Annotated in this window: 18 protein-coding genes and 1 pseudogene; 15 read left to right on the forward strand and 4 right to left on the reverse strand. The window is 35.9% G+C overall.

Translation table 11 applies throughout. The features are described from left to right. The first annotated feature begins 50 nt into the window (after nt 1–50). Nucleotides 51–1,910, forward strand: a complete 1,860-nt coding sequence (gene shc, locus BM211_RS12895; protein WP_035430829.1) for a squalene--hopene cyclase — start codon at nt 51–53, stop codon at nt 1,908–1,910. Nucleotides 1,911–1,929: 19 nt separating this feature from the next. On the opposite strand, the gene BM211_RS12900 is transcribed toward shc, so the two are convergent. Further along, on the reverse strand, nt 1,930–2,079 hold the full coding sequence (locus tag BM211_RS12900) for a YfhD family protein (RefSeq protein WP_035430828.1): 150 nt from the start codon (nt 2,077–2,079) through the stop codon (nt 1,930–1,932). 132 nt (nt 2,080–2,211) lie between these two features. On the opposite strand from BM211_RS12900, the gene fabG reads away from it, so the two are divergent. Then, nucleotides 2,212–2,952, forward strand: a complete 741-nt coding sequence (fabG, locus tag BM211_RS12905; protein ID WP_035430827.1) for a 3-oxoacyl-ACP reductase FabG — start codon at nt 2,212–2,214, stop codon at nt 2,950–2,952. A gap of 80 nt (nt 2,953–3,032) precedes the next feature. On the opposite strand, the gene BM211_RS12910 is transcribed toward fabG, so the two are convergent. After that, nucleotides 3,033–4,517 carry an aldehyde dehydrogenase family protein gene (locus tag BM211_RS12910; RefSeq protein ID WP_035430826.1) on the reverse strand — a complete coding sequence of 495 codons (1,485 nt, stop codon included), beginning with the start codon at nt 4,515–4,517 and terminating at the stop codon, nt 3,033–3,035. Nucleotides 4,518–4,935: 418 nt separating this feature from the next. On the opposite strand from BM211_RS12910, the gene BM211_RS12915 reads away from it, so the two are divergent. The 11 genes and pseudogenes from BM211_RS12915 to BM211_RS12965 all read left to right on the forward strand — a co-directional run bounded on the left by BM211_RS12915 (nt 4,936) and on the right by BM211_RS12965 (nt 15,409). Beyond that, nucleotides 4,936–5,214 (forward strand): YhdT family protein, encoded by a 279-nt coding sequence (locus BM211_RS12915; RefSeq protein ID WP_035430825.1) that lies wholly within the window; start codon nt 4,936–4,938, stop codon nt 5,212–5,214. A gap of 2 nt (nt 5,215–5,216) precedes the next feature. Next, nucleotides 5,217–6,656 carry a sodium/pantothenate symporter gene (gene panF, locus BM211_RS12920; RefSeq protein ID WP_035431046.1) on the forward strand — a complete coding sequence of 480 codons (1,440 nt, stop codon included), beginning with the start codon at nt 5,217–5,219 and terminating at the stop codon, nt 6,654–6,656. A gap of 296 nt (nt 6,657–6,952) precedes the next feature. Continuing rightward, the gene (locus BM211_RS12925) at nt 6,953–7,240 is read left to right on the forward strand and encodes a ribosome small subunit-dependent GTPase A (protein ID WP_090997850.1); all 288 of its coding nucleotides are present in this window, start codon (nt 6,953–6,955) and stop codon (nt 7,238–7,240) included. 254 nt (nt 7,241–7,494) lie between these two features. Then, the gene (locus tag BM211_RS12930) at nt 7,495–8,442 is read left to right on the forward strand and encodes a nucleoside hydrolase (protein ID WP_035430821.1); all 948 of its coding nucleotides are present in this window, start codon (nt 7,495–7,497) and stop codon (nt 8,440–8,442) included. A 112-nt stretch (nt 8,443–8,554) separates the two neighbouring features. Beyond that, a complete protein-coding gene (locus tag BM211_RS12935) occupies nt 8,555–9,664 on the forward strand; it encodes a serine hydrolase (protein ID WP_035430819.1) in 1,110 nt (369 codons plus the stop codon). A 102-nt stretch (nt 9,665–9,766) separates the two neighbouring features. Continuing rightward, nucleotides 9,767–11,275, forward strand: coding sequence for an argininosuccinate lyase (argH, locus tag BM211_RS12940; protein WP_035430817.1), 1,509 nt, complete (start codon nt 9,767–9,769; stop codon nt 11,273–11,275). Nucleotides 11,276–11,693: 418 nt separating this feature from the next. After that, nucleotides 11,694–13,019 carry an RNA-guided endonuclease InsQ/TnpB family protein gene (locus tag BM211_RS12945; RefSeq protein WP_177206933.1) on the forward strand — a complete coding sequence of 442 codons (1,326 nt, stop codon included), beginning with the start codon at nt 11,694–11,696 and terminating at the stop codon, nt 13,017–13,019. A 351-nt stretch (nt 13,020–13,370) separates the two neighbouring features. Continuing rightward, nucleotides 13,371–13,532, forward strand: a pseudogene (locus BM211_RS12950) (GNAT family N-acetyltransferase); the annotation flags it as partial. Between the two features lie 153 nt (nt 13,533–13,685). Continuing rightward, the gene (locus BM211_RS12955; RefSeq protein WP_035430816.1) at nt 13,686–14,141 is read left to right on the forward strand and encodes a ferritin family protein; all 456 of its coding nucleotides are present in this window, start codon (nt 13,686–13,688) and stop codon (nt 14,139–14,141) included. Nucleotides 14,142–14,388: 247 nt separating this feature from the next. After that, nucleotides 14,389–14,706 (forward strand): NUDIX domain-containing protein, encoded by a 318-nt coding sequence (locus BM211_RS12960; RefSeq protein ID WP_256217099.1) that lies wholly within the window; start codon nt 14,389–14,391, stop codon nt 14,704–14,706. Between the two features lie 85 nt (nt 14,707–14,791). Continuing rightward, nucleotides 14,792–15,409 (forward strand): acetate uptake transporter, encoded by a 618-nt coding sequence (locus tag BM211_RS12965; RefSeq protein ID WP_035430812.1) that lies wholly within the window; start codon nt 14,792–14,794, stop codon nt 15,407–15,409. A gap of 53 nt (nt 15,410–15,462) precedes the next feature. Here the strand turns inward: BM211_RS12965 and BM211_RS12970 are convergent, their stop codons facing one another. Beyond that, nucleotides 15,463–16,575, reverse strand: coding sequence for a phosphodiester glycosidase family protein (locus BM211_RS12970; protein ID WP_035430810.1), 1,113 nt, complete (start codon nt 16,573–16,575; stop codon nt 15,463–15,465). Nucleotides 16,576–17,206: 631 nt separating this feature from the next. Here BM211_RS12970 and cspD point away from each other — a divergent pair. Together cspD and BM211_RS12980 are read left to right on the forward strand one after the other, a co-directional pair. Next, the gene (gene cspD, locus BM211_RS12975) at nt 17,207–17,407 is read left to right on the forward strand and encodes a cold-shock protein CspD (protein WP_035430809.1); all 201 of its coding nucleotides are present in this window, start codon (nt 17,207–17,209) and stop codon (nt 17,405–17,407) included. 121 nt (nt 17,408–17,528) lie between these two features. Next, nucleotides 17,529–18,377 (forward strand): exonuclease, encoded by an 849-nt coding sequence (locus BM211_RS12980; RefSeq protein WP_035430807.1) that lies wholly within the window; start codon nt 17,529–17,531, stop codon nt 18,375–18,377. 514 nt (nt 18,378–18,891) lie between these two features. Here the strand turns inward: BM211_RS12980 and BM211_RS27545 are convergent. Next, nucleotides 18,892–19,005 (reverse strand): DUF1361 domain-containing protein, encoded by a 114-nt coding sequence (locus tag BM211_RS27545; protein WP_141771636.1) that lies wholly within the window; start codon nt 19,003–19,005, stop codon nt 18,892–18,894. Nucleotides 19,006–19,208: the final 203 nt, after the last annotated feature.

The raw sequence follows: 19,208 nt of genomic DNA on the forward strand, positions 1-19,208 counted from the left end.
GTATGTTTTTGAATATCGTATATGGATTCAGTGAAGAAGGGGGGATATCTATGCAATTGTATGACAAAGTAAAATACGAAATGGAGCGCCAGGTTACAGCGTTACGTACGATGCAGCAAAGAGATGGAACATGGCGCTTTTGTTTTGAAGGAGCCCCGCTTACGGATTGCGCGATGATTTTCTTGTTACGTTTGTTAAGAAAAGAAAAAGAAATCGAACCATTTGTAGCAAGGCTTACTTCTTTGCAAGCAAATGAAGGAATGTGGAAGTTGTATGAAGATGAGCCAAATGGGAATCTTTCTGCTACCATTCAAGCTTATGTTGCATTGTTAGCTTCTAGAGAATATAAGAAAGAAGACAGAATTATGCGCCGTGCAGAACAATTTATTCGCGAACAAGGTGGAATTACAAATGCTCACTTTATGACGAAGTTGATGTTAGCATTGCATGGACAATACAATTATCCTCCATTGTTTCACTTCCCTATGCCTTTTTTCTTTCTACCGGATCATTCCCCGTTCAGTATGTATGAGGTGAGTAATACTGCTCGCATTCATTTCGTGCCTACGATTATTTGTATGAATAAGAAATTTGTAGTAGGAGAAATTGACGTTCCTGATTTGAATCATATAGTGGGTGCAAATAAATCAAATTGGTTTCATTCTCAGCGTTCGTCAGTTTGGCAAACCATTTTATCTGAAGGAAAAAAGCTAATTTCGTATCCGTATACACTTCATCAAAAAGGGTATAAAGCAGCGGAACGTTTTATGTTAGAACGTATAGAAGGAAATGGAACACTTTACACTTATGCGAGCGCTACTTTTTATATGATTTATGCCCTCCTTGCTCTCGGTCATTCTATACATTCTCCTATTATCGAGAAAGCTGTATTAGGGATACAGTCGTACATATGGAATACAAAAAATGGTGCCCATTTACAAAACTCACCTTCAACCGTGTGGGATACTGCTCTTTTAAGTTACGCTTTGCAAGAAGCAAATGTGTCAGAAGAGGATGCGATGATTGAACGAGCAAATCGTTATTTATTAAGGAAGCAGCATACCTCTTACGGAGATTGGCATGTTCATGCACCTTCTTTACCTCCTGGCGGATGGGGGTTTACTGATACGAATACGATTGTACCAGATTGTGATGATACAATAGCAGCGCTGCGTTCACTTACTTCTATCACAAAGAAAGATAAGAAAGTGAAACGAGCTTGGAATGAAGGGATACATTGGATTCTTGGAATGCAAAATAAAGATGGGGGTTGGGGAGCATTTGAGAAGAATGTTGATAAGCATATGTTTATGCATATTCCTCTCGATAGCGCAGAAGATATGATTCTCGATCCGTCTACAGCAGATTTAACAGGAAGGGTACTTGAATTTTTTGGAACGTATGCACCGGATGAAATAAACAGTTATGATTTACACCGTGCAATGCAGTGGCTTTTACGTAATCAAGAACAAAATGGTTCTTGGTATGGAAAATGGGGAGTTTGTTACATATATGGTACATGGGCTGCTGTAACAGGTCTGCGGGCAAATGGTTTACCAAATAATCATCCAGCAATAGAAAAAGCAGTACGGTGGTTAGAGATGATTCAACATCGTGATGGAGGCTGGGGGGAATCGTGCAAAAGTAGTAAGGAGAAACGATTTATTTCAACGTCTTTTAGTACACCTTCTCAAACTGCATGGGCTCTAGATGCGCTAATTGCTGTATGTGATATGGAAACACCATCTATTCAAAACGGAATCAATTATTTGTTAGAAAACGCCTTTCATAATATTGAATATCCGACTGGAGTAGGACTTCCCGGAGAGTTTTATATTCGTTATCATAGTTATCATCGTTTATTTCCTTTACTGACCTTTGCACATTATGTGAAAAAATACAAAAAATAAACCGAGACATATTCTCGGTTTATTTTTTGTTTGAGTGACCTTTTTGACGCGCATCTGCAGCATCTGCACGCGCTTGTGCTTCTAAGTCATCTTGATCAGCAAGTTCTCGAGAAAATGCAACATCAATACCGTCAGATACTTTGTTTTGCTGTACATTCTTATTTTTCATTTCACACAATCTCCTTGTGTTTTGCTAAGTTGCAATTATAGTGTGACACAAATAGACTTTTTTATACAAAAAGGAAAATGAAATACAAAAGACGAAATATATAGAAAATATATTGGAAAGTAGGGGAGAAGAATGAACTTTTTAGAGGGGAAGACAGCTGTTGTCACTGGTGCGGCGCAAGGAATTGGAAAAGAAATTGCACGTGTATTTTGCACTTTAGGAGCAAAAGTATTACTAAGTGATATGAATCAAGAAGGTCTAAATAGTGCAACATCTGAATTGTTACAGGAAGGATATGATGTAAGGGCGTATGTTTGTGATGTAAGCAGTCATACAGATGCAAAATCATTAATTGAGTATGCCATTCAAACATACGGTGAGTTACATATTTTAGTAAATAATGCAGGGATTACACGAGATGCAATGCTGCATAAAATGGAAAAAACAGCATGGGAACAAGTGCTGCAAGTAAATGTAACAGGGGTATTTAATTGTATGCAACCAGCGCTTTTACATATGCGTAAACAAGAATATGGACGCATTATTAATATTTCTTCGATTAGTTGGCAGGGAAATATTGGCCAAGCAAACTACGCTGCTGCGAAAGCGGGTGTAATTGGATTAACAAAAACAGCATCAAAAGAAGCAGCTGGATTTGGTGTTACATGTAATGCAATTTGTCCGGGATTCATGGATACCGATATGACGAAAGCTATACCGGACAAAGTAAAAGAAAAGATGATTGCCGCAATTCCAGCAGGGCGAATTGGAACGCCGCATGACATTGCACATGCAGCTGCCTTTCTAGCGTCAGACTTTGCTTCCTATATTACTGGAGAAGTGTTAAATGTAAGCGGGGGATTGCAAGTATAAAGATTGGTGAGCGGTTTGTAGAAGCCGCTCACCAATCTTATTAAATGAAGAAGGTCTTGCCAATTGGCAAGACCTTTCTTCTAGTTTAAGTTAATCCAAACGCTTTTTACTTCTGTATAGTTATTTAACGCATAAGAACCCATTTCGCGTCCTAGACCTGATTGTTTATAACCTCCAAACGGAGATGCTGCATCAAAGACGTTATAACAGTTTACCCATACCGTTCCAGCTCGCAATTTATTTGCGACATAATGCGCATTTTTCATGTTTTCTGTCCACAACCCAGCTGCTAATCCATATGCTGATTTATTAGCACGTTCAATCACTTCGTCAATGTCATCAAATGGCATTGCAGCAACGACAGGGCCGAAAATTTCTTCTTTTGCAATCGTCATTTCATCTTGTACAGCTGCGAAAATTGTTGGAGAAATGTAATAACCATTTTCGAAAGGTTTCGTTCCGCCAACTAATACTTCTGCGCCTTCATTTTTTCCTTTTTCGATATAGCTCATCACTCGGTTTTGTTGTTCTTCTGATACAAGGGGACCAATTGTTGTTTGCGGATCTAATCCAGCACCCTGTACTAAACTTTTGGAATACAAAGCAAGATCTGCGACAACATTATCATACATTTTCTTTGGAATAAATAGGCGAGATCCAGCGCAACATACTTGCCCTTGATTAAACATAACGCCCGAAAGTGCAGCTGGGATTGCGCGAGACAAATCAGCATCAGGTAAAATAATATTTGGCGATTTACCACCAAGTTCTAATGTTACACGTTTTAAAGATTGAGATGCTTCTTTCATAATGTGTTTTCCAACATCAGTTGAGCCTGTGAATGCAATTTTATCGACGAGAGGGTGACTGACAAGAGCTTGACCAGCTGTTTCTCCGTATCCAGGTACAATGTTAATTACACCTTTTGGAAATCCAGCTTCTTCAATTAGTTCAGCTAAATAGAGTGCGGAAAGGGGAGTTTGTTCGGCTGGTTTTAGTACAACAGTACATCCAGTAGCTAGTGCTGCACCTAGTTTCCACATCGCCATTAAAAGAGGGAAGTTCCAAGGGATAATTTGACCAACGACACCCACTGGTTCATGGCGTGTATAATTGAAGTAATCTCCTGAAACAGGGATCGTTTGACCAACTAATTTTGTTGCCCAGCCAGCATAATAACGCATATGTTCAATTGCAAGAGGAATATCTGCAGTTGTTGTTTCTTGAATCGGTTTTCCATTATCTAAAGTTTCAAGCTGTGCAAGCTCGTCTTTATGTTTTTCCATTAAATCGGCAAGCTTGTACATGAGACGGCTGCGATCAGCACCGCTCATACGTGACCATGGACCTTCATCAAATGCGAGGCGTGCTGCTAAGACGGCTTTATGAATATCTTCACGGCCACCTTCGTATACAATCGCTAACGTATCTCCAGTTGCTGGATTTGGTGTTTTAAATGTTTTCCCTGAAGCGCTTTCGATAAAAGCTCCATTTACATATAACTTTTTTGTTCCTTGCAAAAAATTCTCTACTTTTTCATGAAGGTTCACAGCTAGTTGACTCATTGTATAACCCCCTTAAAAATATATAATGTAAACGCAGCAAAATACTACGTTTATTCCAAATAAAAGAGGAGGTGTCAGATAAACTAGGTGAATGACATCTAATTTCAATCGTAACTTAAAAAATCAGAAATTTCAATCTTTATTTACGTTGAAATTGTTAAAAATATGTAAAATTTTTGATGTGAGGTTCATCCCCGTAACATGGAGGTGATTTATTGAAAAACGGAACGGAGAGTGGCGACTCCCGCGGAAAGCGTCCACTCGGAGTGGAGTGAACATCTTGTATGTCACCCTGTCTTTTGGTGATAAACCAAAAGTAAGTAAAATGTTTTTCGGAAAAGGTGTTCATTTTGTTTTTTTGTAGGAAAAACTATACAAAGAATGTTATAATAATACACCGTGGAAGGAGGGGAAAGAAATGAATCGACATCATGATGATCCACGTTTTCGTATTGCACATCGTGAAGCTTGGATTGGAATTGGACTTGCTGTTATCAACTTTCTGTTATGGTACGGATTTGCATATGGATTAGGTAGCGGTAATCCAAAAGAGTATACATATGTATTAGGATTTCCAGCCTGGTTCTTTTATAGTTGTATAGTAGGATTTGTTGTAATGGTTTTACTTATTATCTTTGTTGTTCGTTTCGTATTTCAAGATGTTTCGTTTGATGAGGAAGAAAAGAGTGAGGAATGAAAATGAACTGGTATGTAATTATTCCAATGATGTTATCTTTTATCGTTGTATTTTTAATTGGTGTATATGCATCGAGACGTGTGCAAGCAACTGCGCATAACAAATTTTTGCAAGAGTATTTTCTTGGTGGCCGCGAACTAGGCGGATTATTATTAGCAATGACGATGATTGCCACTTACGGAAGTGCAAGTAGCTTTATCGGTGGACCTGGCATTGCCTACAATATGGGTCTTGGTTGGGTATTATTGGCGTCTATTCAAGTTGTAACGGGTTATATTGTTTTAATTGTACTTGGAAAGAAATTTGCGATTATTGCAAGGAAAATGGAAGCTATTACGTTAATTGATTACTTGAAAGGAAGATATAATAATAAAGTTGTTGTTATTTTATCAGCACTATGTATTATTATTTTTTTGTTTTCAGCAACTGTTGCGCAGTGGGTTGGCGGCGGAAGATTAATTGAGTCATTAACAGGTATGTCATATACAACGTCCTTATTTCTATTTACGTTTTTTGTACTTGTCTATGTTTTAATGGGTGGTTTTCGTGCTGTTGCGCTTTCAGATACAATACTCGGTCTTATTATGTTAGTTGGTACGACAATTATTTTAATTGGTACAATTGTTGCAGGCGGTGGTATTTCAAATATCATGCAAGAGCTTGTACAAATTAATCCAAATCTTTTAACGCCATTTGGAGCAGATGGTAGTTTAACAAAAGTGTATGTGTCATCATTTTGGATTTTAATTGGTGTTGGAGTAGTTGGCTTGCCGCAAATTAGTGTGCGTGCTATGTCTTATAAAAATTCAAAAGCGATGCATCAAGCTTTAATTATCGGTACTGTTGTTGTTGGTACAATTATGATTGGCATGCATTTAACAGGTGTATTCGCTCGTGTCGTTTTGCCAGGAGTGGATGTACCGGATAAAGTAATGCCGTTGCTTGCGATGAAAGTATTGCCGCCATGGCTCGCTGGTATTTTCTTAGCAGCTCCAATGGCAGCTATTATGTCGACAGTGAACTCATTATTGTTACTTGTGAGTTCTTCCATTATTAAAGATATTTATGTAAATTATATAAACGAAAATGCTGCGGATCAAACAGTAAAACGTGGAACACTCTGGATTACAGCAATTGTTGGCCTACTTGTTTATGCTGCAGCGATTAAACCGCCTGATTTTTTAATTTGGTTAAATTTATTTTCCTTTGGTGGTTTAGAAGCAGCATTTATTTGGCCACTTGTACTTGGATTGTATTGGAAAAAAGGAAATGCTGCCGGGGCACTTGCTTCTATTATTGTTGGAGTAGGTTCTTATATGGGATTTCATTTGCTTCTCCCTAATCCTTTTGGTATTCACACGGTCGTATTTCCGGTCTGTTTAGCACTTATTGCATATATTATAGGAAGCATGTTGTTTTCACGTAAGTTGCAACAAATTTGATAAAAAGAGAATATTATGAAACGTACTATAGAAAGAAGAGGCTACTATGTCAAATATGAGGGCATAGTGCCTCTTCTTTTTATATTATTTAGTGCATATTCAGTGTTTAGAAAGGTAGTCTATGATGTATAAAATATTAAAGGAACGTATTAGGATTGACAAACAAAGCTTTTTCAACTAATGCGTGCTTTAATTGAATGGGTTTATATAAGGTAAATGGATGTTTTGCAATTGTATGCAATATGATAGAATAAAATGATGATTATGAAATATTAAAAAGTGGTGGGGGTTGGAAAATGAAGTTGAATAAAAAGGTATTTGAAATAATAGATTCTGTAGAAAACTTAGATGATGGATTTGAAGATATATTAGAGTTATCCATGAAATGTAAGTTTTCTAATTGCACTCATACAACAGAGCCTGGCTGTGCAGTTAAAAAAGCGATTTCTGAAGGCGTTTTCTCAGTGGAAAGCTTTAATAACTATTTTAGAGTTAAAAACGAAGCAATATATGTTTCTGAACAAAAGAATAAAACGAAGGCTATTGATTACATGAAGCAACTGAAGTTTTTTCAACGGTCTTAGAGGCTGTCTAGAAAGGCACATAAATGCCTTTTGAAGCCAGTCTTTTTTTCGTTTTCGACCGTTCTTTGCAATATATCGGCGATTCGACATGAAATAAAGTTTCACTTTATCGTAGTACTCTACAAAATGATTGTTCCCAAAGCGTCTTTGGCGGATTACCTTTTATTTATAATGTTTTATGTATGAAATTAAAAATGCTTATAATTTACTTCTGCATACTTTTCTTTGTTCATATAGTAATAGCAATTGATAGGATGGAGTTGAATGCCTTGAAAAAAGTACTGTTTCTTGGAGATCCAGGTATTGATGATTCATTGGCAATCATTTACGGTTTATTACATCCTGATATTGATATTGTTGGCATTGTGACAGGATATGGAAACGTTACACAAGAACAAGCCACAAATAATGCAGCATATTTATTACAAATAGCTGGAAGAGAAGATATTCCAATTATTAATGGAGCAAAGATTCCTTTATCAGGAGAATTTATAACATATTATCCAGAAATACATGGGAAAGAAGGATTAGGTCCTATTCGGCCACCTGAAACGGTTAAAGCGAATGTGAGGCCGTTTTGTGAAATATTTGAGATTATTAAAAGATACAAAGGGGAGCTAATTATCGTTGATGCAGGGCGCTCAACAAGTTTAGCAACGGCTTTTATTTTAGAAAAAGAACTGATGAAAAGTGTAAAAGAGTATTACATAATGGGGGGAGGGTTTCTTGTCCCAGGCAATGTTACTCCTGTTGCAGAAGCAAATTTTCACGGAGATGCGATTGCTTCAAATTTAGTAATGCAATATGCTGAACATGTTACGTTAATCCCGCTAAATGTAACGAATGAAGCAATCATTACGCCTAATACTGTTATATATATCGCAAAGAAGACAAAAACAAATTTTAATGAATTGATTGAACCCATTTTTAATTATTATTACGCTGCTTATAAAAAATTAAATCCTAAAATAGGAGGAAGTCCGATTCATGATGTTGTCACAATGATGGCTGTTGCGAATCCTTCTTTGATGGAATATGTATATCGTCGTGTTCAAGTTGACGTAGATGGTCTTGCAAAAGGGGAAAGTATTGCTGATTTTAGACCGAAGCCAAGTGCAGAGGCGATGAAAAATTGGGTGAGAATCGGCTGGAAGTTACACTATAAGAAATTTCTTGAAGATTTTATTCGGATAATGACATAGACAATGAGCAAGTTTACAAGTTACAATAGAGGCAATCTACAGATTGCCTCTATTGTTTTGAATATGAATTATATAATAGATTAAAAGAGAAAATTTAGGAGAGGAATTCCATTTGAGAACAATTGGATTGTGTGTGGGGATAATTGGTTTATTCGCATTTATTATCTCGGGTAATTTTTTAACAAAAAAAGTATGGAGTTCAAATTATGATGATGCACAGTATGTTGCGTCATTTGTAGAAGAAAATAAAGAGCAAAAAAACAGCGCATTGTTAGTAAAACGAAATGATAAATTGGTGTATTCTGTAAATTCTAATGTTGTATTACCTGTAGCGAGTACGATGAAGCTTATTGTAGCATTAGAATTTACAAAACAAGTTGGAGAAGGAAAAATTGATCCAAATGAGCTTGTATCATTGGCTGATGTAAATCATTATTATATACCAAAGACAGACGGCGGTGCCCATGAAAGATGGCAGAAAGTTTTAATGAAAAAAGGTCTTATAGAGGAAAATGCTGTTACGCTAGAAGAAATTGCAAGAGGAATGATGAAATTTAGCTCAAATGCAAATACAGAGTATTTAATGGATCGTCTTGGTATTGACAATATTAATGCAAATATAAATAAACTAGGATTGCCATCACATCAGCCGTTATTTCCAATCGTTGCATCTTTGTATATTCCGGGATATTTACACAAGGAATTGCATGTTCCGAAACAGCAACTAGAAAGTAAGTTGAAAAATATGTCGCAAGAAGAATATCGTAAATATGCGATGTTAATGCATGAGCGTTTAAAGAAAAAAGGCTCGCAGTTGGAAAATGAAATTCCACTTTTCTTAGGAGAAAAGTATGAAAAAATATGGTCAGATAGATTTCCGGCCGCTTCTGCGAATGACTATATGATTTTATTAGAGAAAGCAAATCATAAGAGGAATCTTACAAAAGAAGAAGAGAAAGAATGGGCACAACTTGTAGAATCAGATATGCAAGGGAAAAAGTATCGCCAAGTTTTTCGACATGCTGGTCAAAAAAACGGCTATACACCATGGGCATTATCTAAAGCTGTATATGCTACAGATAAACAGGGGAACTGTACAGAAATTGTCTTTTTGGCAAATGATGTAAATGAAGACGACAGTGCTGAATTACGTAAACATTTACTTAATTTGCATTTTCAGATATTACAAAGCGACAAATATAAAGCAACTATTATTAAGTAAAACCGATGTGTATGCATCGGTTTTTTTTCTTTGGATAAACACATTATTTTAAGTAGCTGGGTATGATGATTAATAATCAATAGACGAGGGGAGCTATTTGAAATGCAGGAGGGGAGAGAGAAGCTTTTGCAACGGGAAGGAGTAGTCTTTCCTGGTAAGACATATGCAGATTGTATACTGCAAAACATATTCTATTTTCAGAGAAATTATTTGTTAAATGACATGTTTCGTATACATCATGCACATGTCATTATGTTGGAAGGAGAAGGTTTGTTAAAAAAACAAGATGCTAAAAAAATTGTAATGGCAGTAGAAAAAGTAAAAGCGATCCCATTAGACAAGCTTGTATATAGTAAAGAGCATGAAGACCTCTTTTTTTTAGTTGAGCATCTGATTCAAGAAGAAGCAGACAGTGATTGTATTAGCAATATGCATATTGGGAGAAGTCGAAATGACATGGGAGTGGCGATGTATCGGATGAGCTTACGACGTTATTTACTCCGATACATCGAACATTTTATGTTACTGCAAGATGGTATTCTAGAGCAGGCCGATGAGCATATGGAAACGATTATGCCAGCATATACGCATACACAGCCAGCACAGCCAACAACGTTTGGACATTATTTACTTGCCATCTATGATATGATGGGGCGTGATACGGAGCGTTTATGGAGCGCGTATCGTGCTGTAAATCAATCTCCTTTAGGGGCAGCGGCGCTTGCTACAACGAGTTTTCCAATTAACCGAAAGCGCGTTGCGGATCTTCTTGGCTTTTCGAAGGTAATTGAAAATTCATATGATGCAATTGCAAGTACTGATTATTTATTAGAAACAAGTAGCGCACTTATGATAATGATGACAAATACAAGTAGATGGCTCCAAGACTTTTTATTATTGGCTACGAAAGAATATAGCGGCATTACAGTTGCAGATCCTTATGTGCAAATTAGTAGTATTATGCCGCAAAAACGAAATCCAGTATCTATTGAACATGCTAGATCTCTCGCGAGTAGTATTTGGGGAGAAGCGTTTACAGTTTTTCAAATGATTCATAATACCCCGTTTGGAGATATAGTCGATACAGAAGATGATTTACAGCCTCATTTATATGAAGGGTTTGAGAAAGCTATTCGAGTTGTTTCTGTAATGAATGCGGTCGTACGTACAATGACAGTTGAAAAGGGGATTTTACAAAGTCGCGCCAATAGGCATGCAATTACGATAACTGAATTAGCTGATTCATTAACTCGGAAGTATGATGTTCCATTTCGCCGTGCTCATCAAGCAGCTAGTTATATAGCAAAATTTTCAGAAGAACAGAAAAAGGATTTGCATGAACTAAACTTTGCTGATATTAATGTGTATTTACAAAAAGAACTGCATGTTGTACTAGCAGAAGATGAGTGGAAAGAAATGATTTCACCTCATTCTTTTGTTGCAAAGAGAAACGTATATGGAGGACCGAGCCGCGAACAAATGCAACGGATGATTAGAGAAAGAAAAGTGAATGTCGCAAACCAAAAACAAACGTTAGAAGATGTGAAAAAGCGGCTTAGCGAAGCTGAAACACAAGTGAATGCAATTGTTAGAACGATTGTAAACTCATAAAATAAAGTGAAACTTTAATCAGTGGGGGGTCTTTATCCCCCACTGATTATTAGTTGAACCAATCGGGCTTTTACGGGCAGTTTATCTCCCGCCTAACTTCTTTGCTTGTGCTGTATTTTGAGGCGGGAGTATTACTGCCCGTTAATGCGGGATAAAGAAGGATTTCTCTTTTAAATCGCCAATATATCACTATATATTTAGGAAAGAGAGAAGAGATTATAGTGATACGACTCCATATATATACAAACTTTACCCAATTTAACAACTTTCCGAAAAGAAGTCCCCTTCCTCAAGGAGCGAGAGGGGCGTAGCCCAGCGAGTAGGCGGGGGATGAGATCGCCTACATATGTTCTTTGTATGTACTTTTGAGACTATGCGATATAATAAATATGAAAATACGAAAGAAAGGAGAATGTATATGGCAACCACAAAAGAGGGTGTACATATAAAAGGAACAAAAAAGTCGTTACCGGATGGATGGTCTACCTATGCATTTCGATACGCTATTTTTCCCACATCTGAACAAGTAACGAAATTAGAAAAATCGTTTGGGTGTGAACGAAAAGTGTATAACGAATATGTATCTGGTTTGTATGAATATTTAGAATCTATGGGTTTTGAAGGTGGATTTATTCATTATAAAATTCCGAATTATACAGCGATTACAACCAGATATGATTACTTAGATAAAAGTAATGATTCTTTTGTTTATAATGACGCAAAAATGAGATTCCAGGCAGCCATTAAAAAATATAATGAAACCTACGCGAAACAACCTATCCAATATAAAAAGTCAGTTCGTAAAAAGATGCAAACAATAGGGTATGTTCCTACGTTAAAAGACATAAAAGGTATGCCTAAATTCCATAGTAAAAAACAGGGGAAATTAAGCTATACTACCAATCAGACCAACGGAAACATAAAAATCACAAAAGAAAACGGTTCGTATTTTTTATGTATTCCAAAGTTTCAAGAAGGTATTTCTATTCATCTACATCGAGAATTACCGATTGATGGAACCATAAAAAAAGCAACAATTAAACGAGAAGGAACAAAATATGTTGTTTCTCTTTCTGTTGATTATTTTTGTCCAAATGAAAAACAAGTAGAATTAGTGAATGCTGACGAAGTAATTGGACTAGATTACAGTCAAAGCGAATTGTATGTAGACAGCGAAGGACGAACAGCTCAGTACAGTCGGTATAACAAAATCATAGAAAAAAGGCAGCGAAGAATAAATAAATCCTTAGCTCGCAAGAAGAACAATGCAAAAACAGATGAAACAGGAAATATCGTATATAGTAAAAATTATGAAAAGCAAGTGAAAGAATATCAAAAAGTAACAACAAAAGCAAAAAAACAAAGAAAAGATTTTCTACACAAGAAAAGTAATCAGATAACCAATGATTATCACGCCATTGTTGTAGAAGATTTGAACTTAAGTAACCTTGCCCAATGTCTGAGTTTAGGGAAAAAGCTGCATGATAATGGATTTGGTATTTTTCGAACGATGTTACAGTACAAATCTAAGAAAAAAGGCAAACATTACATCATTGCGGATCAGTATTTTGCATCGAGTAAATTATGCAGTGAGTGTAATCACAAAAAAGATAAGTTGAAATTATCTGAAAGAATCTATACGTGCGATCATTGTGGCACGAAAATCGATAGAGATTACAATGCGGGTCGTAATCTAAAATATTATGGCATTCGTGTTCTGCGCGAACAAAATCTAATCGCGTAGTTTGTATCGATTTTATTAGCGGTAGGGACGCCGCGAATTCAAGGCTTTGGACATGAGCCGCTAGGCTTATGGATGAATTAGCAATAAAAGAGAAGGTCTTTTGACTTTTGAAGCCCCCACTTCAAACAGATCGTAAGGTCGTTAAGTGGTGGGTAGTTCACAAATGATGTTCTTCCTTTTTTAGAAACATATGAGCAAGAGAATAATTTAATACTGGGTGTGTTACGATCCTCTCAGCTTCCATTATTCATGGCAACAGCTATAAAAGAGGAAAAGCTTGTGTTCGTCATGCTTCAAACACATAAGCGACAAGTTATTGTCACAAATTCTGCACCTTTAGAAAAAGATGAGAATTCTGTATCGGCACTGAGCCAACGTATGTTGGACAATGGATATGAAATGACTTCATTATACACTGATTTAGCCAATCCTACATCGAATAAAATATATAAAGAAATTGGTTGTGAATTAATAATGGAGTCGGTTCTATTATTTTTAGAATCCAAACATTAGAAAAAACTCGTTAATAACGAGTTTTTTCTAATGTTCATTAATACGTATAATATAACCATGATTGAAGTTTCACTTTATAAGCGAAACGAAACTGAACGAAATAATTACCCCTACATACAATAAAGTAATGCATTGTTTTGAGGGGGAATAGATATGTACTATGTAAATCCTAATTCGTATTATCAATTTTATCGAGTAAATGAAGGCACTAATAAACAAGTATCGCAAGCGATTTTAGAGGCGATCCAAGGCGAAGCTGCCGCAATTGATTTTTATAGCCGACTCGTAAACGAAGCGCCAAATGCGAAACATAAGAAAGATATTTCACATGCATTAGAAGATGAAAAAGTTCATTTACAGCAGTTTATACAATTGTTTACAACATTAACGGGGCAACAGCCAACGTATCAAGTAGTACAAACGCAATATTCTTCTTATAAAGAGGGATTAGAACGTGCGTATGAAGATGAATTAGAAGCGTATGAAGATTATCGGAATGCCTATTTGCTAACGCAAAACTTAGCAGTTCGAGATGTTTTTTTTCGAGCGATGACAGATGAAATAGAGCATGCTATACGTTTTGGTTTTTTACGATCTTCCTTATCCTAAAACTAGACGAGGTTGTCTAGTTTTTTTATGTCAACTATTCGAGGGCAGTAAAATCATTATCTTAAGATTGGACCCACTAATGGAAGTTTTACTTTATCAATGAATGAAGTTGTTGAAAGAGGTAGAAATAGAAAAAATAATATTATGAGGAGATGTTATAAGAATGCGAGATCGAGGCGCAGCAATTATTACACAAGAAGGAAAACTAGCTCTTATAAAAAGGATTCGAGGTAAAGATGTTTAATATGTGTTTCCAGGCGGTGGTATTGAGGAAGGAGAAACCTCAGAAGAAGCAACAGTTAGAGAAGTATATGAGGAACTTGGGATACATATACAAATTACGCGACTTGCCAAGAAGGTGAGCTACAATGGGACACAATATTTTTATGAAGCAATCATTGTAGGTGGTACGTTTGGTAATGGAAAGGGTGAGGAATATATACAAAATGGCAGGGACCGAGGCGAATACATTCCGATATGGGTACCGATAAAGGATGTACTAAACATAAACATTAAACCGTTAGAAGTCGGGGAGTATGTATATCGTTTATATGGAAATATGTAATTTGTGTGAATGTATTAAAAAAGATTGACAGTACCTTCTGATTTCAGTATTGTATTCAAGTATGTGTTTAAATCAGGAGGGTATTATGGAAAAGCAAACTACACATCATGTGAAAATGACAACAGCAGATCCGTCTGCACTAGGTTTATTTGGACTTGCAATGGTTACACTTGTTGCGTCCTCACAAAAACTTGGCTTAACAAGTGGTATTTCATTTGTATTGCCATGGGCGATCTTCTTAGGAGGTTTTGCTCAATTATTTGCTTGCATTAACGATGCAAAGCACAATAATACATTCGGTACAACAGCGTTTGGTGGATTCGCATTATTTTGGTTTGGTGTTGGTACTTCATGGCTAATTCAGCTTGGCGTATTTGGTGGAAAATTAGCAGCAAGTGTGGATCCAAAACAACTTGGAGTAGCATTTGTTGGTTACTTAATTTTTAGCTTGTTTATGACAATTGGCGCAATGGAAACACATAAAGTATTATTTACGATTTTTGTACTTATTGATTTCTTATTTATAGGCCTTTCATTTAGTACTTTAGGTGTTATGCCACATGCAATGCATAAATTAGCAGCAATTTCTGAACTGCTTATTTCACTGCTTTCATTCTACGGATCAGCAGCTGCAGTATTAAATACACATTTCGGAAACATTGTATTACCGGTTGGTAAGCCATTCGGTATCTTCAAAAAATAAAATATAGCAGTATGAATGAAATAGAAAAGAGCAGCTACGTATCTGTGAGATACTTAGCTGCTCTTTGTTTTGTTAGAAGCAACAGCAGATGTTCCTGTAACTTCCGCAAGCTTCGAAGTTTCTGCCGGGTGACCGTCAATTGTAACATCCACTTTTTGATCTTTATTAGTAGTTACAACCCAACAGTTTGGAAGATAGCGAGACTTATGAGATAAAGTAGAAGGGATATTTAATATATCTCCTAAGGCATACATAGTTGCAGAAGAGCCGCCATCCATAGCCATCGCGTTGTCAGCGCCCTTGTCATATAAAAGGTCCTGACAATCTTTTAAAGAAGCGCCAATACTGTGAGGTTGTCTACCATCTACGATAAGAAACATAATTGAGCCATCTTTTTTTTGAGCCATGATGCTTCGCGGGCCATATCCCCAGCCACCGTCATTCGTAAGCATTTTTTCACCATTTACGATAAGTTGGGGCATAAAACCAGCTGCAGAAACAACATTTTTATTCAACAATTGTTGTGCAGAGTAGTCGCCTGTTATCATTTGCCCATATTTTGTTAAACCCGTGATAATAGCTGGTGTATTATCATTTTGAGGTGTATGAATAACTTGTCCGTTTTCAATCACAATGCCTAGACCAACTTTACCGCCACCATGTCCTGTTTCATCCGAAAACCCACTTGCATTTACCGCAGCAAGTGCATGATTCCGCTTCGCCATCACGTAAATTTTTTCACCAACATCGTTACCTTGTGTACCTTGCTGTGTTACAAGCTTTACATTAAAAGGATTACTAATTGTCATGAGTTTGCCTTCAAAATAATGATCCGCATACTTTTTTTGAACGGTTTCGATTTTCACATGAAGGGGCATATGTTTTTTCGCTTCTAATTGTTGTTTTGTAAGTTTTTGAAGACCACCGGATTGGCTATTTTTCCATTTTGGATTATTAATTGAATTCGAGATATCCTCCAGTTCTTGTTGTGATAAAAAAGTGAATTTTGCCAAATCACGATGTTGTGAAGTTAGAATACTTTCCGCAGCAATTACACGTAATTTATGTCCATACGGAGTACCAAACAAAACACCAGCACCAATTACAATGAAAACAAGTAATAAAATGGAGGATATTTTTATTGCTTTTTTTAGATACTTTTTCATTCTGAAAACTCCTCTTATATAATTCAACTTTTATATACCAATTAAAAACCCGACATAAAACCCCTTTTTTTTAGTGAGATGAGAGCATCTGGCCATGCATAGAAACGGTCAGAGCTAGACAAAGATGTCGAAAAAACCAAATAGACATATATGGTTTTTGGTGCAATCACTGCTTTTTTATAGCGTAGATTCCTATACAATAAGATGGTATGAATAATTTGGCAAGAGAAAAATATGAAGGTGTATTGTTAAATCACAATAAAAACGGTCAGATTCATAATGATAGGAAAAATAAGTGAATCTCATTTAGAAAGAAATAGACAAAATAGAGGAAAACAATAAAACAAAGTTTGTGATTCGTTCAAGTCATGGGCTATATGAAGTAAAGGGTGTTAAGGTACACTTTACATAAATTTTAAAAATAAAAATTTGCATTTATGTTAATAAAGGTGTATAGTGAGGTTAAACCATTTTACTTTTAATACCATAGAGATTTAAATAAGCTGTAACTTCAGAGGGGATAGCAATGTTAAATCTTCTCTTGGTTACAGTTTTTTTATCTGATGATTATTTGTAAAATGGTAGAAAATGGACATGTACATTAAGGTACATATTTTAGGAGGATTTTTTCATGCAAAACGGTAAAGTAAAATGGTTTAACGCTGACAAAGGTTTCGGTTTCATCGAAGTTGAAGGTGGAGAAGACGTATTTGTTCACTTCTCAGCTATCCAAGGCGACGGCTTCAAAACTTTAGAAGAAGGTCAAGAAGTTACTTTCGAAGTTGAACAAGGTAACCGTGGACCACAAGCTACTAACGTAACAAAAAAATAATTGAAGTGAAAGAGAAGGGAACTCCCTTCTCTTTTTTAATACCTTAAATATGAGTAATTGTTAATACATATTGGAAATAAGGGATATACTGTTAAGAAGTGATAAGGAAGAGGTATGTGGTATGTATGAACCAAAATATTATATTGTATTTGATATTGAGCGGAATTTTAGACCTTATCAATCAGATGCTCCGACGGAAATAGTTGATATCGGAGCCGTCAAGATTGAAGCAAGTACAATGAGCATCATCGAAGTTTTTTCGTCATTAGTGAAACCAACGGCATCCCTATCTCGTCATACAACAAAATTAACAGGAATTACAAAACAAGATGTAAAAGGTGCAGAAAAATTCCCGAAAGTAATTGAGCGCTTTCGTAAGTTTTTGGAAGAAGATTACATGTTTGTAACGTGGGGAAAAGAGGATTATGGATTTCTAACAGAAGATTGTGCACGATATAATGTGAAATGTCCTAATCTTGAGAAAGAAAGAAGATTTGATTTACAGAGATTTGTATTTCATGCATATAAAGAATTATTTGTAAATCCACCTAGTTTGAAACTTGCAGTAGCACAATTGGCTTTAGAATGGGAAGGAAAACAACATCGCGCCTTTGACGATGCCAAGAACACGGCAAATATTTTTCTTACAGCAGTTAAACAAAAAGACATTCGTAAACGTTATAAGAGAAATGTGGAGCTAGTCCTTGTGAAAAGTGGCTCTTTGACTGATAAGGGTAGAAAGAAAATGAAGAGATGGGTATTTAAAGAGGTAAAGAGAAGTGGACATTGCCGCTTGACATGGAATACATTCATGAAGAGTAAGACATGGGAGAATGTGTTAGAACAATATCATTTTGATAATCCGACCTTACGTCTGTTGCAAAATTATTTTCATACTGCTTTAAAGAAAGCTAAACAGCAACTTCAAGTATTAGCAGCAATGAATAACCAAGAAAATAAAACAAAATAGATGCGATAAGAAAAGCGAATGTTTCGAGATGAAGTTTTCCTTTCTGTTTGTGCACGTGTTTTTGGTACGTATAAAGTTGATTTTCATTCATGATTTCAATATGTACTTGTAATGTGTAGAGAACTTCTTGTTATTGAGTAGCTGTATACACTTGGCGAATATAGAGTTTGTTGTATTGTAGAGATTTTTTGCGTTTTGACATATTTCTAGGAAGTAAGGGTATAATTTATCACCTCTTTTGATCTCAATTTGATAGGCTGCATATTCTTTCTTCATCATTTTCACCTCCTTCTTTCCTTTATGATACTACAAAATACTAAAAAGAACATACATTCGCCTAGGTGCGAAAATACTTTTACGAATGTGATGGCAATTCATCCCCACCTTAAACTGGGCTATGCCCTGCGTGTTTTAAAGGTGGTTTTTTCTTATTCATTTTTCAATAAATATCAACGAATCCCCGTTTATCCTGCTATACGTGAGCAGTAAGATCCCCACTGATGGAAGTTTCACTTTATTGAACGTAGCAAATAACCACTGAAAATGATTTAGTCAATAAGTGAATGGAATGAAAACGACGAAACCTTTCTATGAATATTCCAATACTAGAAAGAATGAATAGAATGATTTTTTTCTATTTTACGTTTGATAAAACACTATTACCTAGTTTAATTATAAGAATATAATAAAAATAGTTAATAGTACCCCGCTTGTTAAAACAGAGGCATTCCATCACGTATCAACTACTAATCATTTTTCAATTGAATTAAATTATAAAAATATATATTAATCTAGGGTACATTTGCGAGTGAAGAATCATAGAATATGAGA

Source organism: Bacillus sp. 491mf, assembly GCF_900112415.1.
Classification (GTDB): domain Bacteria; phylum Bacillota; class Bacilli; order Bacillales; family Bacillaceae_G; genus Bacillus_A.